Below are 23596 nucleotides of genomic sequence, written 5' to 3' on the forward strand. Positions count from 1 at the left end.
CATCCTGCCTTATCCGCCCCCGGGAACGGCGCCCGGGGCCGTCGACGCGCGCCGCACACGCAGAAAGGCCCCGCACCCGGAAACCGGGGCGGGGCCTTTCGGTGGAGCTGGTGCCGTCTAGCTGGCGCCGACCTCGAACCGCGCGAAGCGGGTGATGGTCACGCCTGCCTCGTCGAGAAGCGCCTTGACGGTCTTCTTCGAGTCGGTGACGGAGGACTGCTCGGTGAGCACGACGTCCTTGAAGAAGCCGTTGACACGGCCCTCGACGATCTTGGGGAGTGCAGCCTCGGGCTTGCCCTCCTCCTTGGCGGTCTCCTCGGCGACGCGACGCTCGGCCTCGACGATCTCCGCGGGGACCTCGTCACGGGTCACGTACTTCGCCTTGAGCGCGGCGACCTGCATGGCGGCGGCGCGAGCGGCCTCCGCTGCTCCGTCACCCTCGCCCTGGTACTCGACCAGCACGCCAACGGCGGGCGGCAGGTCGGCACTGCGCTTGTGCAGGTAGGTCGCGACCGGGCCGTCGAACGCGACGACGCGACGCAGCTCGAGCTTCTCGCCGATCTTCGCGGACAGCGCCGCCACGAGCTCGTCGGCGGTCTGGTCGCCCGCGGAGGCGGCCTTCAGCGCGTCGAGGTCAGCAGCCTTGGCCGCGGCGGCCGCGGTGACGACCTTGTCCGCGAGCTCCTGGAACTCGGCGTTCTTGGCGACGAAGTCGGTCTCGCAGTTGAGCTCGACCATGACGCCGTCCTTGGCGACGACCAGGCCCTCGGCCGTGGTGCGCTCGGCGCGCTTGCCCACGTCCTTGGCACCCTTGATGCGGAGCAGCTCGACGGCCTTGTCGAAGTCGCCGTCCGTCTCTGCAAGCGCGTTCTTGCAATCCATCATTCCGGAGCCGGTGAGCTCGCGGAGCCGCTTCACGTCAGCGGCGGTGTAGTTCGCCATTGGGGGCGAGCCTCCTTGAGTGAGATTCGATGCCTGGGGTGGAGCGTGAAGTGAAGCGGCCCTGACCTTGGAAGGTCAGGGCCGAGTCACTAGGCCTGCGGGGCCTCGGCTGCGGGAGCCTCGGTCGCCTCGGCGGCGGGAGCCTCGGCTGCTGCCTCCGCCTCGGCGGCGGGGGCGGCCTGCGAGAGCAGCTCCTGCTCCCACTCGGCGAGCGGCTCGGCGCCGGCCTCGGGCTTCGCGTCGTCCGCGGAACCGCGGCCTGCGCGGGCCTGCAGGCCCTCGGCCACCGCGGAGGCGACGACCTTGGTCAGCAGAGCGGCGGAGCGGATCGCGTCGTCGTTACCCGGGATCGGGTAGTCGACCAGGTCGGGATCGCAGTTGGTGTCCAGGATCGCGATGACCGGGATGTTCAGCTTGCGGGCCTCAGAGACCGCGAGGTGCTCCTTGTTGGTGTCGACGACCCAGATGGCCGACGGGACCTTGGCCATGTCCCGGATGCCACCGAGGGTGCGGTCGAGCTTGGTCATCTCACGCGTGAGCATGAGGATTTCCTTCTTGGTGCGACCCTCGAAGCCACCGGTCTGCTCCATCGCCTCGAGATCCTTGAGGCGCAGCAGACGCTTGTGGACGGTGGAGAAGTTGGTCAGCATGCCGCCGAGCCAGCGCTGGTTCACGTAGGGCATGCCAACGCGGGTCGCCTCTTCGGCGATGGACTCCTGCGCCTGCTTCTTGGTGCCGACGAAGAGCACGGTGCCGCCGTGGGCAACGGTCTCCTTGACGAACTCGTACGCCTTGTCGATGTACGTGAGGGTCTGCTGCAGGTCGATGATGTAGATGCCGTTGCGGTCCGTGAGGATGAAACGCTTCATCTTCGGGTTCCAGCGACGGGTCTGGTGCCCGAAGTGGGTACCACTGTCGAGCATCTGCTTCATGGTTACGACAGCCATGGCTGTGTACCTCTTTCATAGCCGGTTGACGCAGGCGATCGGTGATCCCTGCCCTGGCGCCCACCAGCCTCCGGACCTGCACGGGTGCAGGACCAGCCGGAGGCCGTTGTTCATGCGCGGGCGCGCGAAGTCGGACTGTGCGAGCACAGACCGCATGGACAGTGTACGGGCTGGCCCCAGCAGGTCATAACCGGCGCTGTGGACAGCCGATCGGCCATCCACAGATCGTCCTGCGACGCCCCAGGTGCGCCACGGCGTGGCCCAGGGTGGACGGATGCGGATCCTGACCGTTCTCGGATTGTGCGCCGTGGTGCTGTTCGGCGGTCCGTCGCCGGTGGCCGCCGCGCCCGACGGCTACTCCTGGCCGCTTCGCCCCCGCCCCGCGCTGGCGCGGGCCTTCGACCCACCCGAACACGACTGGCTGCCCGGACACCGCGGCGTCGACCTGGTCGGCGCGCGCGGCCAGGCGGTGCTCTCCGCAGGCGAGGGGATGGTGGCGTTCGCGGGCGTGGTTGCGGGCAAGCCGGTGGTCTCGGTCGATCATCCCGGTGGCCTGCGGACCACCTATGAGCCGGTCCTTGCGGCGGTCGGCGTCGGCGCCCGGGTGGGGCGCGGGACACCGCTCGGCACCCTGGAGCCGGGACATCCCGGGTGCGGGACGTGCCTGCACTGGGGGCTGCGGCGCGGCCGGGAGTATCTCGACCCGCTCGGCCTGGTGCGGGCGGCGACGGTTCGGCTCAAGCCGCTGCGCGCGGACGTCGCGGGCCCCTAGCTCCACTCGGCCACGGCGTGCCTGCCAGCGGAGGCCGGGAAGTCGTCGGCGACCATCGCGGCGAGTTCGACGAAGGCCCTGCGGGTGGCGGGCCGGAGCAGGTCCAGGTCGATCTCGGCGCCCTCCGCGAGGTGCTCGTCGAAGGGCACCACCTGCACGGCGCGGCACCGGGCGAGGAAATGCCTGCTCAGCTCGTCGAGGTCGATCGTCGTCGCGCCCGGCCTGGCGGAACTGATCACCACGACCGTCCGTTCGACCAGGTGCCCGTAGCCGTGGTGCTGCAGCCAGTCCAGGGTTGCCGCGGCGCTGCGGGCCCCGTCGATCGCGGGCGAGCTCACCAGCACGAGCGAATTGGCAAGCTGCAGAACGCCGTTCATCGCGGAGTGCATGATCCCGGTGCCACAGTCGGTGAGGATGATGTTGTAGTACACCTGCAGGATGTCGATGACCGACCGGTAGTCGGCCTCGCTGAACGCCTCCGACATGGCCGGGTCCTGCTCGCTGGCCAGCACCTCCAGCCGGCTCGCGGCCTGCGAGGTGTGCCTGCGCACATCCGAGTAGCGCTTCAGGTTCGGCGCATCGGCGAGCAGGTCGCGCACCGTGGAGTCGGTCTGCAGCGGAACCCGCGTCGCCAGGGTGCCCATGTCCGGGTTCGCGTCCACCGCGATCACCTGGTCCCCGCGCAGCGAGGCGAAGGTCGAGCCGAGCCCGACCGTGGTCGTGGTCTTGCCGACGCCGCCCTTGAGCGAGAGGAAGGCGATCCGGTAGTCGCCGCGAATCGGCTGCTTGATCCGCTCGACCAGCGCCTGCAGACGCAGCTCGTCCCCGGACTGCCCGGGGTTGATGACCCCGCCGGAGAGGCGGTGCACCGCCGCGCGCCAGCCCGCGTCGGGGGTCCGGCGCGGCCGCTTGAGCAGCGCCCCCGCCACCAGGTCCCTGTTGGTGGGCTGGTGGGGCGGCGCAGGCGGGCGGACCGGCTCGGTCCAGGTCGGCTCGATCGGGGCGGGTTCGGGCGGCGCCCACGCGGGTTCGACGGCGTGGCCCGGCCCGGTCCACGGCTCCTCGGGGACGGCGGGCGCGGCGGGCGCGGCGGGCGACCACGCGGGCACGGCGGCGACCGGTGCATCCCGATCCGCCCAGACCGGCTCCCCCGCGGGCGCGGCGGCCCCCTGCAGCCAGGCCGGCGTCGAATGATCGCGGTTCACAATTCCCCCGAATGTGTGGCAGATCCACGGGTTCGACCCGCAGTGGTTCCGGGGCGAGGCTATCAAGTGGGTCCTGGACATCACCCCCGGCCGGGAGAAGCATCGGTGTCAGGCAACCACAGGAGGCAGCCATGTCCGGATTGGTTCGCAAGAGCTTCGATTCCCCCGAGGAGACCCGACCTTTCGAGGACGGCAAAGGCAGGGTCGATGTGGTCGACCTCGGCGCAGGTTCGGTCGGCCGCGGAGTATTCGAACCCGGCTGGAAGTGGTCCGACCACGTCAAGCCGATCGCGAAAACCGACAGCTGCCAGGCGGCCCACATTGGTTACTGCCTCTCGGGACGCATGGTCGTGGTGATGGATGACGGCGAACGGCTGGAGTTCGGTCCCGGCGACCTCATGATCACCCCGCCCGGGCACGACGCGTGGGTGGTCGGCGACGAGGCCTGCGTCCTGATCGACTGGCAGGGCTTCGCGGACTACGCGAAGCGCTAACGGCCGTCAGGCCCGCGGGTGCGCCTGGTCGTGCACCGCGCGCAGCCGCGCCACCGACACGTGGGTATAGAGCTGTGTGGTGGCCAGGCTGCTGTGACCCAACAGCTCCTGCACCACCCGGAGGTCGGCGCCGCCCTCGAGCAGGTGGGTCGCCGCCGAGTGCCGCAGCCCGTGCGGGCCGAGACTCGGCGCGCCGGGCACCGCCTCGAGGACCTCGTGCACGACGCTCCTCGCCTGCCGCTGATCGATCCGGCCGCCGCGACGGCCGAGCAGCAGCGCCCGGCCGGAGCGCTCGTTCACCAGCGCGGGGCGCCCCGACGTCAGCCAGGCGTCGACGGCGGCGGCCGCCGGTGCCCCGAACGGCACCGAGCGCTGCTTGTTTCCCTTGCCCAGCACCCGCAGCACCCGGCGTTCGAGGTCCACGTCGTCGAGGTCGAGGCCGCAGAGCTCCCCGACCCGGATTCCGCTGGCGTACAGCAACTCCACGATCAGCCGGTCCCGCACGGCGATCGGTTCGAGCTGCGCCGCACCGGATTCCGCTGCCTGCATGGCCTCTGCCGCCTGGCCCTGGCGCAACACCGCTGGCAGGGTGCGGTGCGCCTTGGGCGCGACGAGGCGGACGCCGGGATCGCGCGGGATCCGGCGGGTGCGGGTCAGCCAGGCGGTGAACGTGCGGGCGGCCGCGGTCCGACGAGCAAGGGTGGTGCGCGCGACCCCCGCCGACGCCTGCGCGGACAGCCAGGACCGCAGCGCCCGCAGGTCGATGTCCTCGAGGTCCGCGTCCGGCGACGCGGCGGCGAGGTGTGCGAGCAGTGACCGGGCGTCGGCCAGGTAGGCCCGGACGGTGTGCTCGGACCGGCCCCGCTCGAGCGACAGATACTCGGCGTAGGCGTCGAGGTGCGCCGCCAACCGCGCGGGCACCTCGCCCGGTTCCTGCCGCTTCGCATGCGAACTCATGTTCGCACCGTCTCCCCCCGACGGGAATAAATCAAGCACCCGCGCCGCTGGGTCACCCATGTGAGCCGAACCATTCCGATCCCGATGCTGTTGACCCTCGCCCTGCTGTCCGCGATCGCGCCGCTCGCGACGGACATGTACCTGCCGGGGCTGCCCGCCCTCGGCGAGGACCTCGGCACCTCGGCCTCGACGGTCCAGCTCACCCTGACCACCTTCATGGCGGGACTCGGCATCGGCCAGCTGATCATCGGCCCGCTCTCCGACGGATGGGGGCGGCGGAGGCTGCTCATCGGCGGCACCATCGTCTGCGCGATCAGCGGCGTGGCCTGCGCGCTCGCGCCGTCGGCTGAGGTGCTCATCGGCGCCCGACTGCTGCAGGGCCTCAGCGGCGGCGCGGGAATCGTGTTGGCGCGCGCGGTGATCGCCGACCGAGCCAGGGGCGACAACGCCGCAAAGCTCTTCAGCATCATGATGATCATCGGCGGCGTCGCCCCCGTGCTGGCCCCGCTGATGGGCGGCGCGCTGCTCGGACCGATCGGCTGGCGGGGCATCTTCTGGGTGCTCGCCGCCGCCTCCGTTGTGATGCTCGTCGGCGTCCTGACGGTGGTGCCCGAGACGCTGCCCGTCGAGCGCAGGCACGGCGGCGGACTCTCGGCGCTCGCCCGCAACATGCGGTACGTGACGGGCAACCGTCGCTACGTCGGGTACGCGCTGACCTTCATATTCGGATTCGGAGCGCTCTTCTCCTACATCTCCGCCTCGCCGTTCGTGGTGCAGGACGTGCTCGGCCTGACCCCCGGCCAGTTCTCGATCGTGTTCGGCGTCAACTCGATCGGCATCGTCGCGGGCAGCATCGTCAACACCAGGCTGATCGGACGATTCCATGCGCGTTCGCTGCTGAGGTTCGGGGTGTCGATGCTGCTCACCGCAGGCACCCTGCTGCTGCTCGAGGTGACCGTCGGCGGCGCCGCGACCCCGGTCGTGCTGCCCCTGCTGTTCCTGGTGACGACCAGTCTCGGGTTCATCATGGGCAACGCCACCGCGCTCGGGCAGTCTGAGGTGACCGCCGCCGCGGGCACCGGCTCGGCGCTGATGGGCGCGGGTCAGTTCGGCCTCGCGGCGCTGATCTCGCCGCTGGTGGGCGGGTCCGCGGTCGTGATGTCGATCGGCATCGTGGTGTGCGCGGTCGCGGCGATGACGGCGCTGCTCACCCTCGGCAGTCCCGCGAAGCCGGCGGCCACCGGCGCCGACGTGGTGGCGGCCCCGGTCCAGTCCGGCACGCCGATGTGACGCGCCCGGCGTCGACTACACCGTCTGGGACCCGGTGTCCGCGATGATGATCCGGTGAGCAACCGCAAAGAGAGGGGCAGCGGGTTCGCCGCAGTGGTCCTCGCGCTGGCCGTGTTCGGGCTGGCCGCGGGGGTGCTCGGCGCGGCGGGGTGGCGCCACGCGACCCCGTACGCCGACTACTCACCCACCGAGCCGAACGGCCGCCTCGGCGTCAGGACGATCTACTACGGGTTCATGTACTTCCCCGGCCCGCCGTGGCTCCCGGCGCTGCTGATCTTCCCGGCCGTCGGCGCGACGATGCTGGCCGTCGTCGGTGCGCTGGTGGGGTTGTCCGGCTGGCGGCTGGTCCGCCGTGGGGGCGGCGGACGATGGCCGGTCTACGCCGTCTTCGCGTTCTGCGGCCTGGTGTACGGGGCGATCGTCGCGCTCGTCGGCGGCATCCATCCACCCAAGCTGGGCGAGCCCTTCTCGCTGGATCGCGCACCGACCGGCGATCCCACCACCGCATCGCTGCCATGGCACATCGACCTCGGGCCCACCTGGCTCGCCTTCCCCACCATCGGCCTCGCGCTGGGGCTGATCATCGCGATGGTGCTCAGCGGCACCGGGATTCGCCTGGTTCGCCGCGGCGCGCCGGTCGCCGTCGGCTAGCGCGGGCGCTCGGGGTTCTCGGCGGCCGCGAGCTCCGACTTCCAGACCCGGAAGCCCTCCTCGGTGCGGCCGCGCCGCCAGTAGCCGGAGATCGACGCCCATTCGGCGGAGACACCGCGCTCCTTGCGGATGTAGGCGCGCAGACCGTGCATGACGGCATGCGCCTCGCCGTGGATGAACACGTGTGGCTGACCGGGCAACCACGGCACGGCCTTGACCGCGTCGATCAGCGGTGCGTTGTCGCCCGCCCGGTCGTCGCCCACCTCGTCGGCGCCGCCGCCGCGGTGCACCCAGGTGACCTCCACCGGCGCGGCCGAGGGCAGGGGAACCTCGTCGTCCGGGCCTGCGACCTCGAGCACCACCCGCGCCACCGCGTCCGCGGGCAGCGCGGCGACGGCCGCCGCGACCGCGGGGATCGCGGACTCGTCGCCTGCGATCAGGTGCCAGTCCGCGTCCGCGCGCGGGGCGTAGGCCCCGCCGGGGCCGTACAGCCGCACACTCTCCCCCGGCTGGGCGGAGGCGGCCCACGGTGCGGCCACCCCCTCGTCGCCGTGCACGACGAAATCGATGGCGACCTCGCGATTCTCATCGTCCACGGAGCTCACCGTGTACGTGCGCAGCACCTGATCGTCGTCCGGCCCGAAGATCAGCTTGACGTAGGCATCGGTGAAGTCGTTGGGGACGAACTCCTCGAAGCCGGGGTCTCCGAGATAGACGCGCACCAGGTGCGGGGTCAGCCGCTCGATGCGCGAGACCGTGAGCGTGGTGATTCGTCTGGCCATTCCGACTCCTCCACTTGTTAGCGTTACCTAACACAGTACGGGCGCATCGGACCGGATGGCGAGATTCCCCACTCGTTCGGCGTTTGCCTGAGATACTGCTGCCTGGCCGATTCGTCGCATGCGATCGACCGTCCACGCCGCGGCGAGGTGAACCAGCGCCGCCGCCAACGACTTCCGCGTCTTTTCTCGAGGGGCAATGACACATATCCGCCGCATCCGTTCACTCACCGCCCTGCTGCCGCTGACCGCCGTCCTGCTCGGCGGCTGCTCGGCCGCGTCCTCCGAGCCCGCCTCGGCGGACGGCGCGGCATGCGTCGACGCGACGCTCCCCAACGCCACCGCGGAGGAGCTCGTCGACGTGCTGCGGCCGAGGGGCGACGGGACCGCCGATTCCGTCGAGCAGAACCTGGTGGACCAGTTCGCCGCTGCGCGCCCGGCCCAGGTCGAGCGGGTCGAGCAGAGCGCGGTCTTCAAGAACGTGCCCGAGGATGGCGACGCGGGGTTCGCGGGCGCCGTCTGCGCGGACAGCCGCTGGGACGACATCACCGCGGGCGCGGTCACGCTGAGCCCGCGCACCGAACGCGCCGCCATCATCTCCGCGGGCCACGGCTACTGCGATGCGTACGAGCAGATGCTGCCCGCCGCCGTGTCCACCGGATCATGGGACGACTGGGCGGGCTTCACAGTGTCCATGGTCGGCGCCCGGCAGTCCGCCCTCGACGCCGCGAAGGCAGCGGGTCGCGACTCCGCAACCGAGCAGCAAGCGCTGGAGGAGGAGACTCGGGCCCTGGACGCGGCACGGCAACACATCTGCCCGCAGTTCGAGAACTGAGCGGGCCTCATCCCCGCCTGAACCACCCCGTCCCGTCGGACCCGACCAGCCCGGCCAACTCCAGCACCGGCAACGCACCCCGAACCGACTCGACCGGCACGCCCGAGCTCTCCGCGAGCTCGGGCAACCCGACCGAACCCGACGCGGGCAGCGCCTCGTACACCAGCGCCGCCTTGGCGGAGAGCCCGTCGAGCGGCCGCACCGGCCCGCCGTCCTCGCCGCCCACTCCCACGGGACCGGCGACCTCCACGACGTCCGCTGACCGCGAGGCGAGCAGCGCCTCGCCCTCCCTGATCATCCGGTGGCACCCCACCGAGGACGCCGAGGTCACCGGTCCCGGCACCGCCAGCACCGGGCGGCCCAGCCGCGACGCCCACGTGGCGGTGTTGCGCGCCCCGCTGCGGGCGCCGGCCTCCACCACCAGCACAGCGTCCGCGAGCGCCGCCACCAGCCGGTTACGGGCCAGGAAGCGGTGCCGGGCGGGGGTCGTGCCAGGAGCGTATTCGCTGACCACCGCGCCCTCCCCGGCGATCTCCCGCAGCAGCCGCGCGTGCCCGGCCGGATAGGCCCGGTCCACCCCACACGCCAGCACCGCCACCGTCGCCCCACCCGCGGCGAGGGCGGCGCGATGCGCGGCGCCGTCGATGCCGTAGGCGCCGCCCGAGACGACGGTCCAGCCCCTGCCCGCGAGGTCGTCGACGAACTGCCCGGTGACGTGCTCGCCGTAGCCGCTGGCGGCCCGGGTACCGACCACCGCGACCGCGCGCTCGGTCAGCTCGGTCAGCGGCCGCTCCCCCAGCACCCACAGCGCCAACGGCGGCGCGGACTCCCGCTCGCGCCGCGAGTCGAGGCCGTCGAAGGCCAGCAACCGCCACGCCGGCCAGTCCTCATCGTCGGGCGTGAGCAGCCTGCCGCCGAGCCGCCCGATCATGTCGAGGTCGCGGTCGGCGGAGTCGATGTGCCTGCGCGCCTGGGTCCTGGTGCTCAGCGCCTCCGGCAACGCCGCCCCACGCACCGCCCGCGCCGCCTCCTCCGGTCCGACCGCCTCGACCAGCTCCACCAGCGGGGCACACGGGCCCTGCGCCACCTGCGACAGATACGCCCAGGCCGCCCGCCGCGCACTCATTCGCCCCGCCGATCCCGGTAGCCCAGCGCGCACCCCACCTGGTCCTCGCCTGGCAATGCCAGGCCCGCGAGATCCGCGAGCGTCCACGCGACCCTGAGGGCACGATCGGCGCCGCGTGCGGTGATCTGCCCCTCCCGCAGCGCGCCTTCCAACGGACGGAGCGCCTGACGCGAGATTCGGAACCGTTGCCGCAGAGCCGGACCCGGCACCTCCGCGTTGGTACGCCAACCGAACTCACGCCACCGCTCGACCGCCGTCGCCCTGGCCGCCGCCACCCGCGCCCGCACCTCCGCCGTCGACTCGGCCGCCTCCCCGTTCAGCGCGCCGACCGAGAGCGGCTGCATGCTCACCCGCAGGTCCACCCGGTCGAGCAGCGGGCCCGACAGCTTCCCCAGGTAGCGCCTGCGCGCGGTCGGCGCGCAGACGCAGTCCTCCGTGCGGGGCGGCGCGCACGGGCACGGGTTCGCCGCCAGCACCAGCTGGAACCGTGCCGGATAGCAGGCCACCCCGTCCCGCCGCGCGATCCGGACCTCCCCGTCCTCGAGCGGGGTCCGCAGCGCCTCCAGCGCCTTGACGCCCAGCTCGGCGCACTCGTCGAGGAAGAGCACGCCCCGATGCGCCCGGCTCACCGCGCCGGGCCTGGCCATCCCGGACCCACCGCCGACCAGCGCGCTGATCGAACAGGTGTGGTGCGGGGCGACGAACGGCGGTTCGGTGATCAGCGGCCGCTCGCTGGTGAGCAGCCCCGCCACCGAGTGGATCGCGGTCACCTCGAGCGCCTCCTGCTCGCTCAGCGGCGGCAGCACCCCGGGAAGACGTTGTGCCAGCATCGTCTTCCCGATGCCGGGCGGACCGGTCAGCATCAGGTGGTGCGCGCCCGCGGCCGCCACCTCCAGCGCCAGGCGCGCATCCCCCTGGCCCGCCACGTCGCTGAGGTCGGCCGTCGTCCGTCCGGACACCACCTCCGCCGGGGCCGGGCCGGACAGCATCAGCTCCCCGCGCAGCCACTCGATCACCTCACGCAGGTTGCGTGCCCCCAGGACCTCGATGCCGTCCACCAGGCCTGCCTCGGCCAGCGCCGGGTACGGCACCACCACGGCGGGCCTGCCCGCGGCCTTCGCCGCCAGCACCGCGGGCAGCACGCCGCGTACCCCGCGCAGCCGCCCGTCCAGCGCGAGCTCGCCCAGGAGCACGGACTTGTCCAGATCCGCGCTCGGCACCCGTCCGTCCGCGACCAGAACCGCGCAGGCCAGGGCGAGGTCGAAGCCGCTGCCCCCCTTCGGCAGGGTCGCGGGCGAGAGCGCAAGGATCACCCGCGAATCCGGCCATCGCTCACCCGAATTGGTGACCGCCGCCCGCACCCGGTCCCGCGATTCCTGCAGCGCGGTGTCGGGCAACCCGACCAGGTGCACCCCCGGCAGCCCGCGCCCGATGTCCGCCTCGATCTCCACCAACTGCCCCTCGACCCCGCGCACCGCCACCGCGTAGGCCCGCCCGAGCGCCATCAGAACACCGCGCGCAGGTGCTCGAGCACCGGGTCCCGGCCGGACTCGACGATGACGGCGACCACGTCGAATCGCACCTGCCGCCAGCCATGCGGCTGCTCGGCCAGCCACAACCCCGCCAACCGGCGGATCCGGCCCCGCTTCGCGAACGTCACCGCCTCGGCGGGCGTGCCGTAGCCCCGACCTGACCGCGTCTTCACCTCGACGAAGACGACCGCCTCCCCGTCCCGGGCGATCAGGTCCAGCTCGCCGTACCGGCAGCGCCAGTTCCGCGCAAGGATCGTCATGCCCGCCCTGGTGAGGTGCCCCGCGGCCATGTCCTCACCCAATGCCCCCAGCTCCAGGTTTCGTGCCATGACCAGACGATGCACTGCGGCCGAGACGCAGCACGCGCATCGGCGGCCGATCTCGCGGTGCCTGTGGACGGAATCGGGCCTGTGGAGAACGCACGAGAACCGTCCTTGTCACCGGCGCCACCTACACTCTGCCGGTCACCCGATCCCGACCACAGACAGGAAATGGCGTGGCCAACCGCACGTACCTCTACACCACTCCCCTTGCCCCACAGGCGGATCCGGCCGAGGCCTGCAACCAGCGCCTCACGGGGATCTCCGAATGGCCGTACGCGATACCGCTGGTCCCCCGGATCCTCGTGTCCGTCGACCCGCGTGCCCGACAGTCGATCATCTGGGACGGCACCCCCGACCTGATCGCGGTCACGGCGCGCTGCGGACCCGGCATCACCCGGCTCGAGAAGTTCCTGAGCCGCATCCACCACCCGGGCCTCGGCACGATGGCAGACGACGCGCTGCGCTTCCTGCGCGCTCACACCGACCCCGACGACCACTTCGTCCTCGAATGCGGCGAGATCTTCGCGATGGACGACGAGCCCTTCGCCGAGCAGGGCGCGGCGCTGCTCTCCGGGCTGGCGGACATCGACGCCGAGATGGAGGCCGCGCTGGCCGAGCTCGCTCCCGCCAAGCCGAACTTCTGGCAGCGGGTGTTCGCGCCGGCCCAGCAGAGCATCGAGGAACCCCTCCACGAGCTCGGACTCGGCCACTGGTCCGACGCGCTGTACTTCGAGCTCGACGGCCCGCGATAGGCGCGGCCGGGCGTCGGTGCCGCGGTCTACGCTCGTCCGGGTGAGTTCCGAGAAGATGCTGGCCCGGATCGGCGGTCTGCTCCGCCAGGCCGAGTCCACCACCAATCCGCACGAGGCCCAGGCCTTCATGGAGGCCGCGCAGCGGCTGGCCACCGCCACCTCGATCGACCTCGCCGTCGCGCGCTCGCACACCTCGCGTCGCGAGCAGCGCGCCACCCCCACCCAGCGGGTCATCTCGATCGGCGAGACCGGCAAGAAGGGCCTGCGCACCTACGTGCACCTGTTCGTCAGCATCGCGGCCGCCAACGACGTGCAGTGCGACGTCGCGCACAACTCGACGCAGGTGTTCGCCTACGGGTTCGGCACCGACATCGACGCCTGCGAGGCGCTGTACTCGAGCCTGCTCGTGCAGATGGTCCGGGCGTCGGACGCGTTCATCAAGTCGGGGGCGCACCGGCCGGTCGCGGGGGTCACCGCCCGGCTGAACTTCCAGCTCGCGTTCGCCGCCCGGATCGGCGAGCGGCTGGCCACCGCGAAGAAGGCCGCCGAGGCGGAAGCCGTGCGCGCGGACGACGCGAAGGGCCCGGAATCGACCGGCACCGCGCTGGTGCTGCGCGACAAGCAGCTCGAGCTGTCGGACTTCTACCGTCAGACGTCGCAGGCACGCGGGACGTGGCGGGGCTCCAAGGCCACCGCGGGACACTCGTCGACCGCGCGGCGGGCGGGCGACCGAGCCGGCCGGGCCGCGCGCCTCGGTCACGCCCCTGAGCTCGCGGCCGCGACGAAGCAGCTCGAGTGAGCGCCGACCGCGACGCCCAGCGCAGCCGGGTGTACGAGGCCGAGGCGGTGGTGCGCACGGTCTTCGACCGCGCCGACAGGGGGGCGCGCGAGCTGGAGCTGTTCGGCTCCACGATCACACTGCCGGTCGAGCGAAAGTTCGCCTCGATCGACTCGGTGCAGGACTATGCGGACCGGGTGCTGGCCCTGAACTGGGTGCGCGAGCGCTGGGCGGGCGCGGCCGTCCCCGTTGCGGTCCGCGCGCGGGCGGGGGCGGCCGCGGCCCACTACGAGCCGGGGGCGGCGACCATCGCGGTGCCGCTGCACACCCGCGGCACCGCGTGGGCGCTGCGCGAGCTGGTTGTCCTGCACGAGCTGGCCCATCACCTCGAGCCGGGCGGCGAAGCGCTCGCCCCGCACGGCCCGGAGTTCGTCGACCGCTACCTGGTCCTGGTCGGCGAGATCATCGGGGGCGAGGCCGCCTTCCTGCTGCGGACAACGATGCTGGAGAACGGTGTCCGGATCACCTGACCCGGGGCCGCGCTACTCCCCGAACGGGCCGTTCTCGGGCAGCCGCAGGTCGGACTTCTCCAGCTCCTCGATGTTGACGTCCTTGAAGGTGATCACCCGGACGTGCTTGACGAAGCGCGCGGGGCGGTACATGTCCCACACCCAGGCGTCGGCCATCCGCACCTCGAAGTAGATCTCCCCGTCCGCGTTGTGCGGGATCAGCTCGACGGAGTTCGCCAGGTAGAACCGGCGTTCGGTCTCCACTACGTAGGCGAACTGGCCGACGATGTCCTTGTACTCACGGTAGAGCGAGAGCTCCATCTCCGTTTCGTACTTCTCGAGATCTTCGGCACTCATCTGTTTCGCCGTCCTCCTGCTCTGTGGTGAACCATCATCATCCCGCACGCACCGCCGCGGTGTACATTTCGCCCACCCCATCGGCCACCAAGCGGTCCTCGCGGACCGGATCGCGCTGCATCAGTCGCGCGGCGGCGACGTTCGCGTACGACATCCGGTGCTCACGGCTCGGGCCGAGCGCGGCCATCGCCGCGGTGTGCGCGGCCGTGCTGTACCCCTTGTGCGCCGCGAACCCGTACCCGGGCAGGTCCGTGTCCATCGCGACCATCGTGCGGTCGCGCGAGACCTTCGCCAGCACGCTTGCCGCCGCGATACAGGCCGCCGACGCGTCGCCGCCGATGACCGGCAGCGACGGCGCGGGCAGGCCCGGCACCCGAAACCCGTCCGTCAGAACGTATCCCGGGGACAGCGTCAGACCCGCGACCGCGCGCCGCATGCCCTCGATGTTCGCCACGTGCACGCCGAGCGAGTCGACCTCCCATGCCGGGATCTCCACGATGCACCAGGCCCTGGCGATCCGCGTGATGGCGGGGAACAGTTCCTCCCGCGTCCGCTCCGTCAGCTTCTTGGAGTCGTCGAGGTTCGCAAGGGCAGGATGCAGCTTGGGCCCCAGCGCGCAGGCGGCGACCACGAGCGGGCCCGCGCAGGCGCCGCGGCCGGCCTCGTCGACGCCGACCACGGGGCCGAGGCCGCTCCGGATGAGGGCGGATTCCATCGTCCGCAGACCAGCCGCTCTGCGGATGATCGTCCTCGGTGGCCAGGTACTCACTGTCCTTGGATATCAGGCGAATCGATGAGGCCCCAACGCGAGGGCGGCAGCACGATGGCGACGGCCTTGCCGATGACGTTGTCCACGGGCACGCTTCCGTTGTACTCGTCGCCGACGTGGTAGCGCGAGTCCGCGGAATTGCTGCGGTTGTCGCCCATCATCCAGAGGTTGCCCTCGGGGACGGTGACGGGGCCGAAGCAGCGCCCCGACTTGAGCGGGGTGTCGCAGGTCTGGGTGCCGGGGGTGAAGGGGAAATCGGTGACGACGTACGGCTCGTCGATCGGCTTGCCGTCGACCAGGATCCGGCCCTGGTCGTCGCAGCATTCGACGGTCTGACCACCGGTCGCGATGACCCGCTTGACCAGGTCGTTCTCGTCCGGCGGCACCAGCCCCACCAGTGAACCGAACTCCTGCAATCCGCGGACAACCGGGTTGTCGGAGCGGGTGGACGTCCAGCCGCCGTTCCAGGACTCCGGACCCTTGAACACGATCACGTCACCGGGCTGCGGTTCGCCGAAGCGGTAGCTGATCTTCTCGACGGCGATCCGGTCGCCGGTGCAGCCGTTGCAGCCGTGCAGCGTGGGTTCCATCGACTCCGACGGAATCAGGTACACCCTGACGATGAAGGTCTGGAGGAGAAAGCTCATCACGAGCGCGACGAGAATGAGGATGGGGAGTTCCCGCCAGAACGAGCGGGGTTTCTTCTCGACCCTTCCCGACGTCGGTTCGGGGGATTCGGCACCATCCGGCGCCGTCGATTCCTGAGGGGTATTTACCACCGGAACAGGTTAGCCCGGCCCCGGAACGGTCGTGCTGTTCCGGGGCCGGGCCGACGTGAAAAAGATCAGCGCTTTTCCTTGATCTTGGCGGCCTTGCCACGCAGATCGCGGAGGTAGTACAGCTTGGCGCGACGGACGTCACCACGGGTGAGGACCTCGACCTGAGCGATGTTGGGGCTGTGCACCGGGAAGGTGCGCTCGACGCCGACGCCGAAGGACACCTTGCGAACGGTGAAGGTCTCGCGGATGCCGCCGCCCTGGCGACGGATCACGACGCCCTTGAAGACCTGCACGCGCTCCTTCGAGCCTTCGATGACCTTGACGTGCACGTTCAGGGTGTCGCCGGGACGGAACTCCGGAATGTCGTCGCGGAGAGAGCGGGCGTCCAGAAAGTCCAGGGTGTTCATCGGTTGTTCCATCCTTGCGTTTTCGCACGAGTAGAGGAACCGAGCGGCACTGCTAACGCTGTGCTCGGCTGGTTCGTACTCCGATTAGGTAGGTGTCGCCCGTACAGGCAACCCGTCAATTGTGCCAGACGACCAGGACGGGACGAAATCCGGACTACCGGGGCACCCGCTCGTGGTGCGGGGCCGGGGGCGCGGCCTGCACGGTCCGCTCGAGCTCCTCCTCCGTCGCCACCCTGACGTGCTCGACGCTCGGCTTACCCGCGACGAGGTCCTGCACATAGATCTTCGCCTGGATCATCGGCCTGCGGTACCGCTTCTCCCGCTCGAGGGCCCTGCGCATCCGCTTCGGCCGGTCCTCGTAGCGCCAGCGCGCCCACGGCGCGCCCGGACGGCTCAGCCGGATGGCGCCGACCAGCAGGGCCGGGAAGAAGAACATCCCGAACAGGCCCGTCCAGATCTTGCCCTTCGCGATCACGACGGCCGCGATCAGGAAGCTCAGCAGCGTGAGCAGCGCCACCAGCCCGCGGGCCCACCCCGGGAGTTCCCCGCGGAAGTCCTCGACGTCAAAGATCGCCGTTGGTCTGGCACCGAGTAGCAGCAGTCCGGTGACGGCGATGGCGACGAACACGGCATCGACGGAGGTCCGTCCCTGCTCGGCCCAGTACACGTCCTTGAGGTAGAAGATCAGCGCGAACTCGTCGAGGACCAGTGCGGCGCCGATCCCGAACGCCGCCGCGAGCACCGCGCCGGTCGTCGAGCTGCCGTCCTCGTAGACGGCGATCACCCACACGCCGCTGATGAGCATCGTCACGACGCCGAACACCACGTGGTGAACGTGCTGGCCGCCGGGGGTGACGTTGCCTGGCCACCACCGGACCTGCGCCCGGATCATGCGCACGCTGAGCCGGATGAACGCGAAGCCGCCGATGAACCCCAGGAAGAACATGAGCAGCGGCAGCTTGCCCGGCTCGATGATCTCGTGCTGCAGCCACCCGCCCATCAGCGTGGCCCGGGCGACCTGACGATGCACCGGAACCCGAGGTGACAGGTCGAGGTCTCCTCGGTCTCCCCCTGGCGGGCGGCGGGGCGGTAGCGGAGGCAGTAGTTGGGCGCGCACAGGTGCGAGCCGCCCTTGATGACCCGGCGCGGGTAGCTCTCACCCTCGGCCTGCGCCGCCGACTCCGACCTCGGGTTGCGAGGGATGCAGCACGAGCTCGCCGGGTTGACGTTCTTCCCGCCCGCGCTGTGGTCGGTGGTGTGGAAGTCGGTGGTCCACTCCCAGACGTTGCCCGCGACGTCCACGAGCCCGTAGCCGTTGGGCCGGAAGCTCCCGACCGGAGAGGTCCCCACGAACCCGTCCTCGGCGAGGTTCTGCCACGGGAACTGGCCCTGCCAGGTGTTGGCCTGCTGCTTCCCCCCGGGGGTGTACTCCTCACCCCACGCGTAGGCCTTGCGGTCCAGACCGCCGCGGGCGGCGAACTCCCACTCGGCCTCGGTCGGCAGTTCCTTGCCCGCCCACGCTGCGTAGGCCTTGGCGTCCGCGTAGGCGACGTGCGTCACCGGGTGCCGCTCGCGGCCGCCGACATTGCTGTCCGGGCCCTCCGGGTGACGCCAGTCCGCGCCCGGCACCCATGACCACCACTGCTGGTAGTCGTCGAGCGAGACCGGCCCCGGCGGCGGGGTGAACACCAGCGAGCCGGGTACCAGCAGCGCCGGGTCGGCGCCGGGATAGTCGGCCGGGTCGGGCGCGGTCTCGGCGACGGTGACGTGGCCGGTGTCCTTCACGAAACGCCGGAACTCCGCGACGGTCACCTGGTGGGTGTCCATCCAGAAGCCGTCGACCTCGACCTGATGGACGGGCCTCTCCTCCGGGTAGAAGTCCTCCGAGCCCATCCAGAACAGCCCGCCCGGCACCCAGGACATGTTTTTGAGCGATCCCGCCTCTGGCGATCCCGCCTTGGGGGACTCGATGTTCAACGACTGGGAGTTCGACGCCATGGAACGAAGCATGTCACCTCACCCGCACCACGCGCAGCCACCCGCAGTCACCCTTTTCGGGTGGTTCCCGCCCATCCTCCGACTGCGAGCATGCCAATCATGGGAACAGCCATCGGTGACATCCTTCCGCTCGCACTCGGCGTGGCGATCAGTCCGATCCCGATCATCGCCGCGATCCTCATGCTGCTGACGCCGAAGGCGGGGAGCACCGCGACGGCGTTCACCGCCGGCTGGGTTCTCGGCATCGCGGTCGCGTACACGGTGATCGTCGCGATCGCGAGCGCGGTCGGCCTCGACACCTCGTCGGACGGGAACGCGACGACCGCGACCATCAAGATCGTCCTCGGCGTCGCGCTGCTTTGGCTGGCGCTCAAGCAGTGGCGGGGCAGGCCGGCGCCCGGCGCGGAACCGACCATGCCCGGCTGGCTCGCCGCCATCGACAAGGTCACTCCCGGCAAGGCGATGGGGCTCGGCTTCGCGCTGTCCGCGGTGAACCCGAAGAACCTGCTGATGATCGTCGGCGCGGCTGTGGCGGTCGCCAACCTCGGGGTCAGCGGCGCCACGCTGGTGGTCACCGGGGTGGTCTTCACGGTCCTGGCCGCAAGCACGGTGGCCGTGCCGGTGATCGCCTACTTCGTCGCTCGGGAGAAGGCGACGGCCTGGCTGCAGAACCTCAAGTCCTGGCTGACCGCCAACAACGCGGCCGTGATGGCGACGCTGCTGCTGGTGATCGGTGTCGTGATGATCGGCAAGGGCCTCGGCGGGTACTAGGCGCTGCGCGCCCGTGCGTGGTTGACGAGTCCAGGGACTCGTCAACCACGCACGGGCGGCGGAGCCGCCTACTTGCCGAAGCCGGCCTTGCGGAGCGCGTCGGCCATAGAGCCGCCCGCGGGGCTGCTGCCCGAGCCACCGCCCTGACGCTGGCCGCCTCGCTGCCCTCCGCCGCGCTGGCCGCCACCCTGACGTGATCCGCCGTCCCGCTGGCCGCCCTGCCGCTGGCCACCGCCCTGACCGCGCGGGCCGTCCTGCTTCGCGGCGCCGGGCTCGTCGTCCAGGCGCAGGCTCAGCCCGATGCGCTGGCGCGGGATGTCGACCTCCATCACCTTCACCTTGACCACGTCGCCGGACTTGACCACCTCGCGCGGGTCCTTGACGAAGTTGTGCGACATCGCGGAGACGTGCACGAGCCCGTCCTGGTGCACGCCGACGTCCACGAAGGCGCCGAACGCGGCGACGTTGGTGACCACGCCCTCGAGCGTCATGCCGGGCTTGAGGTCGGCGACCTTCTCCACGCCCGACGCGAACGTCGCGGTCTTGAACTCCGGGCGCGGGTCGCGGCCCGGCTTCTCCAGCTCGGCGATGATGTCGGTGACGGTCGGGAGGCCGAACTTCTCGTCGGCGAAGTCCTGCGGCCGCAGCGCCCGCAGTGCCGTGGTGTTGCCGATGATCTCCTTGACCCCGGTTCCGGTGGCCTCGACGATCCGTCGCACGACGGGATACGCCTCCGGGTGCACCGCGGAGGCGTCAAGCGGGTCGTCGCCGTCGGTGATCTTGAGGAAGCCCGCGCACTGCTCGAAAGCCTTCGGACCCAACCGGGCCACGTCGAGGATGCCCGCGCGGGCACGGAAGGGACCGTTCGCGTCGCGATGCGCGACGATCGACTCGGCCAGCGAGCCGGTGATGCCCGAGACCCGCGAGAGCAGCGGCACCGATGCGGTGTTGACGTCGACACCGACCGCGTTCACCGCGTCCTCGACCACCGCGGCCAGCGAGCGCGCCAGCAGCGTCTCGGAGATGTCGTGCTGGTACTGGCCGACGCCGATCGACTTCGGATCGATCTTCACCAGCTCGGCCAGCGGATCCTGCAGGCGGCGCGCGATCGAGACCGCGCCGCGGATGGACACGTCCAGGTCCGGCAGCTCGGCGGAGGCGTACGCCGAGGCGGAGTACACCGAGGCGCCCGCCTCCGAGACCATCACCTTGGTGAGCCCGGCCTCCGGGAACCTCTTGATCAGGTCCGCAGCCAGGGCGTCCGTCTCGCGCGAGGCGGTGCCGTTGCCGATCGCGATCAGGTCGACCTTGTGCTTGGCGGCCAGCGCGGCGAGCGTGGCCAGCGACTGGTCCCACTTGTTGGCCGGCTGGTGCGGGTAGATGGTGTCGTGGGCGAGCACCTTGCCGGTGGAGTCGACGACGGCGACCTTCGTGCCGGTCCGGAAGCCGGGGTCGAGGCCCATCGTGGCGCGGGTGCCTGCGGGGGCGGCGAGCAGCAGGTCCTTGAGGTTCATCGCGAACACGTCGACGGCGTCCTGCTCGGCGGACTGACGCAGCCGCATCCGGGTGTCGATGCCGAGCGTGATGAGCATCTTGGTCTTCCAGGCCCAGCGGACCGTGTCGAGCAGCCACCGGTCCGCTGCACGTCCGCGGTCGGCGACGCCGAACCGGCCTGCGATGCGGCCCTCGTAGACGCTGACCTCACCGAGCGGGAGCTCCTCGGTCTCGGGGTCGAGGGTCAGCGAGAGCACCTCCTCCTTCTCGCCGCGGAACATGGCGAGGATGCGGTGGCTGGGCAGCTTGCCGAAGGGCTCGGAGAACTCGAAGTAGTCGGCGAACTTGGCGCCCTCGGTCTCCTTGCCCTTGCGGACCGCGGACTTGACCTGGCCGCGGGTCCACATCAGCTCGCGCAGCTCGCCCACCAGGTCGGCGTCCTCGGCGAACTGCTCGACAAGGATGGCGCGGGCGCCCTCGAGCTGCTCGGCGTCGTACTGCGCGGGGTCCGTGGTCGGGTCCGACAGCAGGGCGTCGGCGACGGGCTGGTGCCCGGCCTCGCGCGCGATCTGCGCCTTGGTGCGACGCTTCGGCTTGAACGGCAGGTAGATGTCCTCGAGCCGAGCCTTGGTGTCCGCCAACATGATCTGGCCCGCGAGCTCGTCGGTGAGCTTGTCCTGGGAACGGATCGACTCGAGCACCGCGACCCGGCGCTCGTCGAGCTCACGCAGGTAGCGCAGGCGCTCTTCGAGCAGACGCAGCTGGGCGTCGTCGAGGGTGCCGGTGACTTCCTTGCGGTAGCGGGCGATGAACGGGACCGTCGCGCCGCCGTCGAGCAGTTCCACCGCAGCGCGGACCTGCTCCTCCCGGACGTCGAGTTCGGTGGCGATACGTGCGTTGACTGATTTCAGAACGGGTGCGTTCACAGCTGAGGTCACGGCGATCGACCCTACCGGCAGGCGCCGACACCACCCGACACCTCGGGACGGTCAGGACTCCAGAACCGCACGATCCGCGGCGGAGAGCTCGACGTGTTCGAGCAGGTCGGGACGGCGTTCGCCGGTGCGCAACAGCGACTGCTCCCTGCGCCACCTGGCCACCTTGGCGTGGTCGCCGGAGAGCAGGATCGGCGGCACGTCGAGCTCACGCCAGCTCACCGGCCGGGTGTAGCTCGGGCCCTCCAGCAGGCCGTCGGAGAACGAATCCTCTTGGTGCGACTGCTGATTGCCGAGCACGCCGGGGAGCAGCCGGACGACGGCCTCCGCCATCACCAGCACAGCGGCCTCGCCCCCGATGAGGACGTAGTCGCCGATGCTGACCTCCTCGACCCGCACCCGCCTTGCCGCGTCGTCGAACACCCGCTGGTCGATGCCCTCGTACCGGCCGCAGGCGAACACGAGGCGCTTCTCCCCCGCCCATCGGTGCGCGGTCTCCTGCGTGAAGGGCACGCCCGCCGGGGTCGGGACCACCAGCAGCGTGTCGGGGTCCGGCTCGGTGCCGAGCACCTCGTCCAGGGCCTCGCCCCACACGGTCGGCTTCATCACCATGCCGGGGCCGCCGCCGTACGGCGAGTCGTCGACCGCCTTGTGGACGTCATGCGTCCAGTCGCGCAGGTCGTGCACGCCGACGGAGATCAGGCCCTTGTCGATGGCCTTGCCCAGCAACGCCGTTCGCAACGGCTCGAGGTACTCGGGGAAGATCGTGATGACGTCGAGGCGCACAGCTACTCCGGATTCAGAAGTCCCTCAGGCGGATCGATCTCGATGACTCCGTCGGCGACGGACACGGAGGTGACGATGGCCGCGACGAACGGGATCAGGATCTCGCCGGACTTCTGCCCCTCCGGACGCACGGAGAGCAGCTCACCCGCGGCCGAGTGCAGCACCTCGAGGACGGAGCCGACCGGGGTGCCGTCGCCCAACCGGACGGCGAGACCCTCGAGCTCGTGGTCGTAGAACTCGTCGGGATCATCCGACGGCGGCAGGTCCGCGGTGTCGACGATGAACAGCGTGCCGCGGATCGCGTCCGCGGCCGTGCGGTCGTCGATTCCCTTGAGACGCAGCAGAAGCCGCCCGGAGTGTTCCCGGGCGGCTTCCACCGTGTAACTGGTGAGTTTCTGCTCGCGGGGCTTGCGGCCGTGCAGCACGGCGCCGACCGCAAAACGCTCAGCGGGATCGTCGGTCCGTATGTCTACGGCCAGTTCACCCCTGATGCCGTGTGACTTGGCCACACGCCCGATGACGAGCTCCACTGATCGCTTACTGATCGGTGTCGACCACGTCGACGCGGATGCCGCGGCCACCGATACCGGTGACCAGGGTCCGCAACGCGGTGGCGGTGCGTCCGCCACGACCGATGACCTTGCCCAGGTCCTCGGGGTTCACGTGCACCTCGACCGTCCGCCCACGACGTCCGGTCGAGAGCTCGACCCGGACGTCGTCGGGGTTGGCGACGATGCCGCGAACGAGCTGTTCGACGGCATCGGCGACAACGGCACTCACTTGTCAGAAGCCTCGGAGTCCGCGGCGGCCTCGGCCTCGGCGGGAGCCTCGGCAGCAGCCTCGGCCTCGTCGGCCTTGGCGGCCTTCTTCTTCTTCGGGGTGATGGCCTCGGCCACCGGCTCGCTGTCGGCCTGCGCCAGCGCGGCCTGGAAGAGTTCCAGCTTGGTCGGCTTGGCTTCCTTGACCTTCAGGGTGCCCTCGGCGCCCGGCAGGCCCTTGAACTTCTGCCAGTCGCCGGTGATCTTGAGCAGGTTCTCGACCGGCTCGGTCGGCTGCGCGCCGACACCCAGCCAGTACTGCGCACGCTCCGAGTCGATCTCGATCAGGGAGGGCTCTTCCTTGGGGTGGTACTTGCCGATGGTCTCGATCGCACGGCCGTTGCGGCGGGTGCGAGAGTCGGCGATGACGATGCGGTAGTGCGGGGTACGGATCTTGCCGAGCCGCATGAGCTTGATCTTGACAGCCATGGTGGAGCCTTTCAGATGGTCACGGCGCAATTCAGCGATGCGCAAGGCCTGCGCACCCGGTTTCGCGTTGAGGGGTTGTCGTGACCGCCGCGCGGTACGTAACCGGAGACGGGCGAACAGCGATCCATTGTGCCAGACGATGGGGTCGCGCCGTTAATCGC

General features: G+C 70.7%; 28 protein-coding genes. 9 read left to right on the top strand and 19 right to left on the bottom strand.

What is annotated here, in order from left to right:
• Positions 1-117: 117 nt before the first annotated feature.
• Together tsf and rpsB are read right to left on the bottom strand one after the other, a co-directional pair.
• Positions 118-942 carry a translation elongation factor Ts gene (tsf, locus tag RM1_RS03875; RefSeq protein WP_027499311.1) on the bottom strand — a complete coding sequence of 275 codons (825 nt, stop codon included), beginning with the start codon at positions 940-942 and terminating at the stop codon, positions 118-120.
• Positions 943-1031: 89 nt separating this feature from the next.
• Positions 1032-1889 carry a 30S ribosomal protein S2 gene (gene rpsB / locus RM1_RS03880; protein WP_072750084.1) on the bottom strand — a complete coding sequence of 286 codons (858 nt, stop codon included), beginning with the start codon at positions 1887-1889 and terminating at the stop codon, positions 1032-1034.
• Between the two features lie 274 nt (positions 1890-2163).
• On the opposite strand from rpsB, the gene RM1_RS03885 reads away from it, so the two are divergent.
• Positions 2164-2661, top strand: a complete 498-nt coding sequence (locus tag RM1_RS03885; RefSeq protein WP_072750085.1) for a M23 family metallopeptidase — start codon at positions 2164-2166, stop codon at positions 2659-2661.
• Here RM1_RS03885 and RM1_RS03890 read toward each other — a convergent pair.
• The gene (locus RM1_RS03890; protein WP_072750178.1) at positions 2658-3659 is read right to left on the bottom strand and encodes a MinD/ParA family ATP-binding protein; all 1002 of its coding nucleotides are present in this window, start codon (positions 3657-3659) and stop codon (positions 2658-2660) included. The genes RM1_RS03885 and RM1_RS03890 overlap by 4 nt on opposite strands.
• Before the next feature lie 338 nt (positions 3660-3997).
• Here RM1_RS03890 and RM1_RS03895 point away from each other — a divergent pair, with 338 nt between their 5' ends.
• Positions 3998-4360, top strand: a complete 363-nt coding sequence (locus RM1_RS03895) for a cupin domain-containing protein (protein WP_072750086.1) — start codon at positions 3998-4000, stop codon at positions 4358-4360.
• Between the two features lie 6 nt (positions 4361-4366).
• On the opposite strand, the gene RM1_RS03900 is transcribed toward RM1_RS03895, so the two are convergent.
• Entirely contained in the window at positions 4367-5317 is a 951-nt protein-coding gene (locus tag RM1_RS03900; RefSeq protein WP_051636853.1) for a tyrosine recombinase XerC, read from the bottom strand.
• An 84-nt stretch (positions 5318-5401) separates the two neighbouring features.
• Between RM1_RS03900 and RM1_RS03905 the strand changes: the two genes are divergently transcribed.
• Together RM1_RS03905 and RM1_RS03910 are read left to right on the top strand one after the other, a co-directional pair.
• On the top strand, positions 5402-6607 hold the full coding sequence (locus tag RM1_RS03905) for a multidrug effflux MFS transporter (RefSeq protein WP_083576517.1): 1206 nt from the start codon (positions 5402-5404) through the stop codon (positions 6605-6607).
• A gap of 54 nt (positions 6608-6661) precedes the next feature.
• Entirely contained in the window at positions 6662-7258 is a 597-nt protein-coding gene (locus tag RM1_RS03910; protein WP_072750088.1) for a hypothetical protein, read from the top strand.
• Here the strand turns inward: RM1_RS03910 and RM1_RS03915 are convergent.
• On the bottom strand, positions 7255-8040 hold the full coding sequence (locus RM1_RS03915; protein WP_072750089.1) for a siderophore-interacting protein: 786 nt from the start codon (positions 8038-8040) through the stop codon (positions 7255-7257). The genes RM1_RS03910 and RM1_RS03915 overlap by 4 nt on opposite strands.
• A 196-nt stretch (positions 8041-8236) precedes the next feature.
• Here RM1_RS03915 and RM1_RS03920 point away from each other — a divergent pair, with 196 nt between their 5' ends.
• Positions 8237-8872 carry a hypothetical protein gene (locus RM1_RS03920; protein WP_072750090.1) on the top strand — a complete coding sequence of 212 codons (636 nt, stop codon included), beginning with the start codon at positions 8237-8239 and terminating at the stop codon, positions 8870-8872.
• Positions 8873-8879: 7 nt separating this feature from the next.
• Here RM1_RS03920 and dprA read toward each other — a convergent pair whose 3' ends face one another.
• The 3 genes from dprA to RM1_RS03935 are packed head-to-tail and all read right to left on the bottom strand — an operon-like array spanning position 8880 to position 11859.
• Positions 8880-9998, bottom strand: a complete 1119-nt coding sequence (gene dprA / locus RM1_RS03925; RefSeq protein ID WP_072750091.1) for a DNA-processing protein DprA — start codon at positions 9996-9998, stop codon at positions 8880-8882.
• Positions 9995-11503, bottom strand: a complete 1509-nt coding sequence (locus RM1_RS03930) for a YifB family Mg chelatase-like AAA ATPase (RefSeq protein WP_072750092.1) — start codon at positions 11501-11503, stop codon at positions 9995-9997. Before RM1_RS03930 ends, dprA begins: the two co-directional genes overlap by 4 nt.
• On the bottom strand, positions 11503-11859 hold the full coding sequence (locus RM1_RS03935; protein ID WP_072750179.1) for a YraN family protein: 357 nt from the start codon (positions 11857-11859) through the stop codon (positions 11503-11505). Before RM1_RS03935 ends, RM1_RS03930 begins: the two co-directional genes overlap by 1 nt.
• Before the next feature lie 167 nt (positions 11860-12026).
• Here RM1_RS03935 and RM1_RS03940 point away from each other — a divergent pair, with 167 nt between their 5' ends.
• From RM1_RS03940 to RM1_RS03950, 3 genes are read left to right on the top strand one after another with little or no spacing between them, the layout of a single operon-like run.
• Positions 12027-12605, top strand: coding sequence for a DUF7822 domain-containing protein (locus tag RM1_RS03940; protein ID WP_072750093.1), 579 nt, complete (start codon positions 12027-12029; stop codon positions 12603-12605).
• A gap of 40 nt (positions 12606-12645) precedes the next feature.
• Positions 12646-13404 carry a DUF2786 domain-containing protein gene (locus RM1_RS03945; protein ID WP_072750094.1) on the top strand — a complete coding sequence of 253 codons (759 nt, stop codon included), beginning with the start codon at positions 12646-12648 and terminating at the stop codon, positions 13402-13404.
• Positions 13401-13913: a TIGR04338 family metallohydrolase gene (locus RM1_RS03950; RefSeq protein ID WP_072750095.1), complete on the top strand. Its 513-nt coding sequence runs from the start codon at positions 13401-13403 to the stop codon at positions 13911-13913. The genes RM1_RS03945 and RM1_RS03950 overlap by 4 nt, the downstream gene beginning before the upstream one ends.
• A gap of 12 nt (positions 13914-13925) precedes the next feature.
• Here RM1_RS03950 and RM1_RS03955 read toward each other — a convergent pair whose 3' ends face one another.
• From RM1_RS03955 to RM1_RS03980, 6 genes are all read right to left on the bottom strand, one after another.
• The gene (locus tag RM1_RS03955; protein ID WP_072750096.1) at positions 13926-14249 is read right to left on the bottom strand and encodes a DUF2469 domain-containing protein; all 324 of its coding nucleotides are present in this window, start codon (positions 14247-14249) and stop codon (positions 13926-13928) included.
• A gap of 37 nt (positions 14250-14286) precedes the next feature.
• Positions 14287-15018, bottom strand: coding sequence for a ribonuclease HII (locus RM1_RS03960; RefSeq protein ID WP_072750097.1), 732 nt, complete (start codon positions 15016-15018; stop codon positions 14287-14289).
• Entirely contained in the window at positions 15015-15797 is a 783-nt protein-coding gene (gene lepB, locus RM1_RS03965) for a signal peptidase I (protein WP_072750098.1), read from the bottom strand. Before lepB ends, RM1_RS03960 begins: the two co-directional genes overlap by 4 nt.
• Positions 15798-15862: 65 nt before the next feature.
• Positions 15863-16204, bottom strand: coding sequence for a 50S ribosomal protein L19 (gene rplS, locus RM1_RS03970; protein ID WP_027499292.1), 342 nt, complete (start codon positions 16202-16204; stop codon positions 15863-15865).
• 154 nt (positions 16205-16358) lie between these two features.
• Positions 16359-17204: a hypothetical protein gene (locus RM1_RS03975; RefSeq protein ID WP_083576525.1), complete on the bottom strand. Its 846-nt coding sequence runs from the start codon at positions 17202-17204 to the stop codon at positions 16359-16361.
• On the bottom strand, positions 17204-18127 hold the full coding sequence (locus RM1_RS03980; RefSeq protein ID WP_072750180.1) for a formylglycine-generating enzyme family protein: 924 nt from the start codon (positions 18125-18127) through the stop codon (positions 17204-17206). Before RM1_RS03980 ends, RM1_RS03975 begins: the two co-directional genes overlap by 1 nt.
• A gap of 174 nt (positions 18128-18301) precedes the next feature.
• On the opposite strand from RM1_RS03980, the gene RM1_RS03985 reads away from it, so the two are divergent.
• Positions 18302-18973: a GAP family protein gene (locus RM1_RS03985; protein WP_072750099.1), complete on the top strand. Its 672-nt coding sequence runs from the start codon at positions 18302-18304 to the stop codon at positions 18971-18973.
• Positions 18974-19041: 68 nt separating this feature from the next.
• On the opposite strand, the gene RM1_RS03990 is transcribed toward RM1_RS03985, so the two are convergent.
• Genes RM1_RS03990 through rpsP form a run of 5 tightly spaced genes read right to left on the bottom strand, consistent with a single transcriptional unit; the run spans position 19042 to position 23435 of the window.
• Positions 19042-21405, bottom strand: coding sequence for a Tex family protein (locus RM1_RS03990; protein WP_245816011.1), 2364 nt, complete (start codon positions 21403-21405; stop codon positions 19042-19044).
• Positions 21406-21456: 51 nt separating this feature from the next.
• Entirely contained in the window at positions 21457-22188 is a 732-nt protein-coding gene (gene trmD, locus RM1_RS03995) for a tRNA (guanosine(37)-N1)-methyltransferase TrmD (protein ID WP_072750100.1), read from the bottom strand.
• A 2-nt stretch (positions 22189-22190) separates the two neighbouring features.
• Positions 22191-22718, bottom strand: coding sequence for a ribosome maturation factor RimM (gene rimM, locus RM1_RS04000; RefSeq protein ID WP_072750101.1), 528 nt, complete (start codon positions 22716-22718; stop codon positions 22191-22193).
• A 7-nt stretch (positions 22719-22725) separates the two neighbouring features.
• A complete protein-coding gene (locus RM1_RS04005; protein WP_027499286.1) occupies positions 22726-22968 on the bottom strand; it encodes an RNA-binding protein in 243 nt (80 codons plus the stop codon).
• A complete protein-coding gene (gene rpsP, locus RM1_RS04010) occupies positions 22965-23435 on the bottom strand; it encodes a 30S ribosomal protein S16 (RefSeq protein WP_072750102.1) in 471 nt (156 codons plus the stop codon). Before rpsP ends, RM1_RS04005 begins: the two co-directional genes overlap by 4 nt.
• Positions 23436-23596 lie beyond the last annotated feature (161 nt).

It is taken from the genome of Rhodococcus maanshanensis NBRC 100610 (genome assembly GCF_001894865.1).
In the GTDB taxonomy this organism is placed as follows: Bacteria; Actinomycetota; Actinomycetes; order Mycobacteriales; family Mycobacteriaceae; genus Rhodococcus_G; species Rhodococcus_G maanshanensis.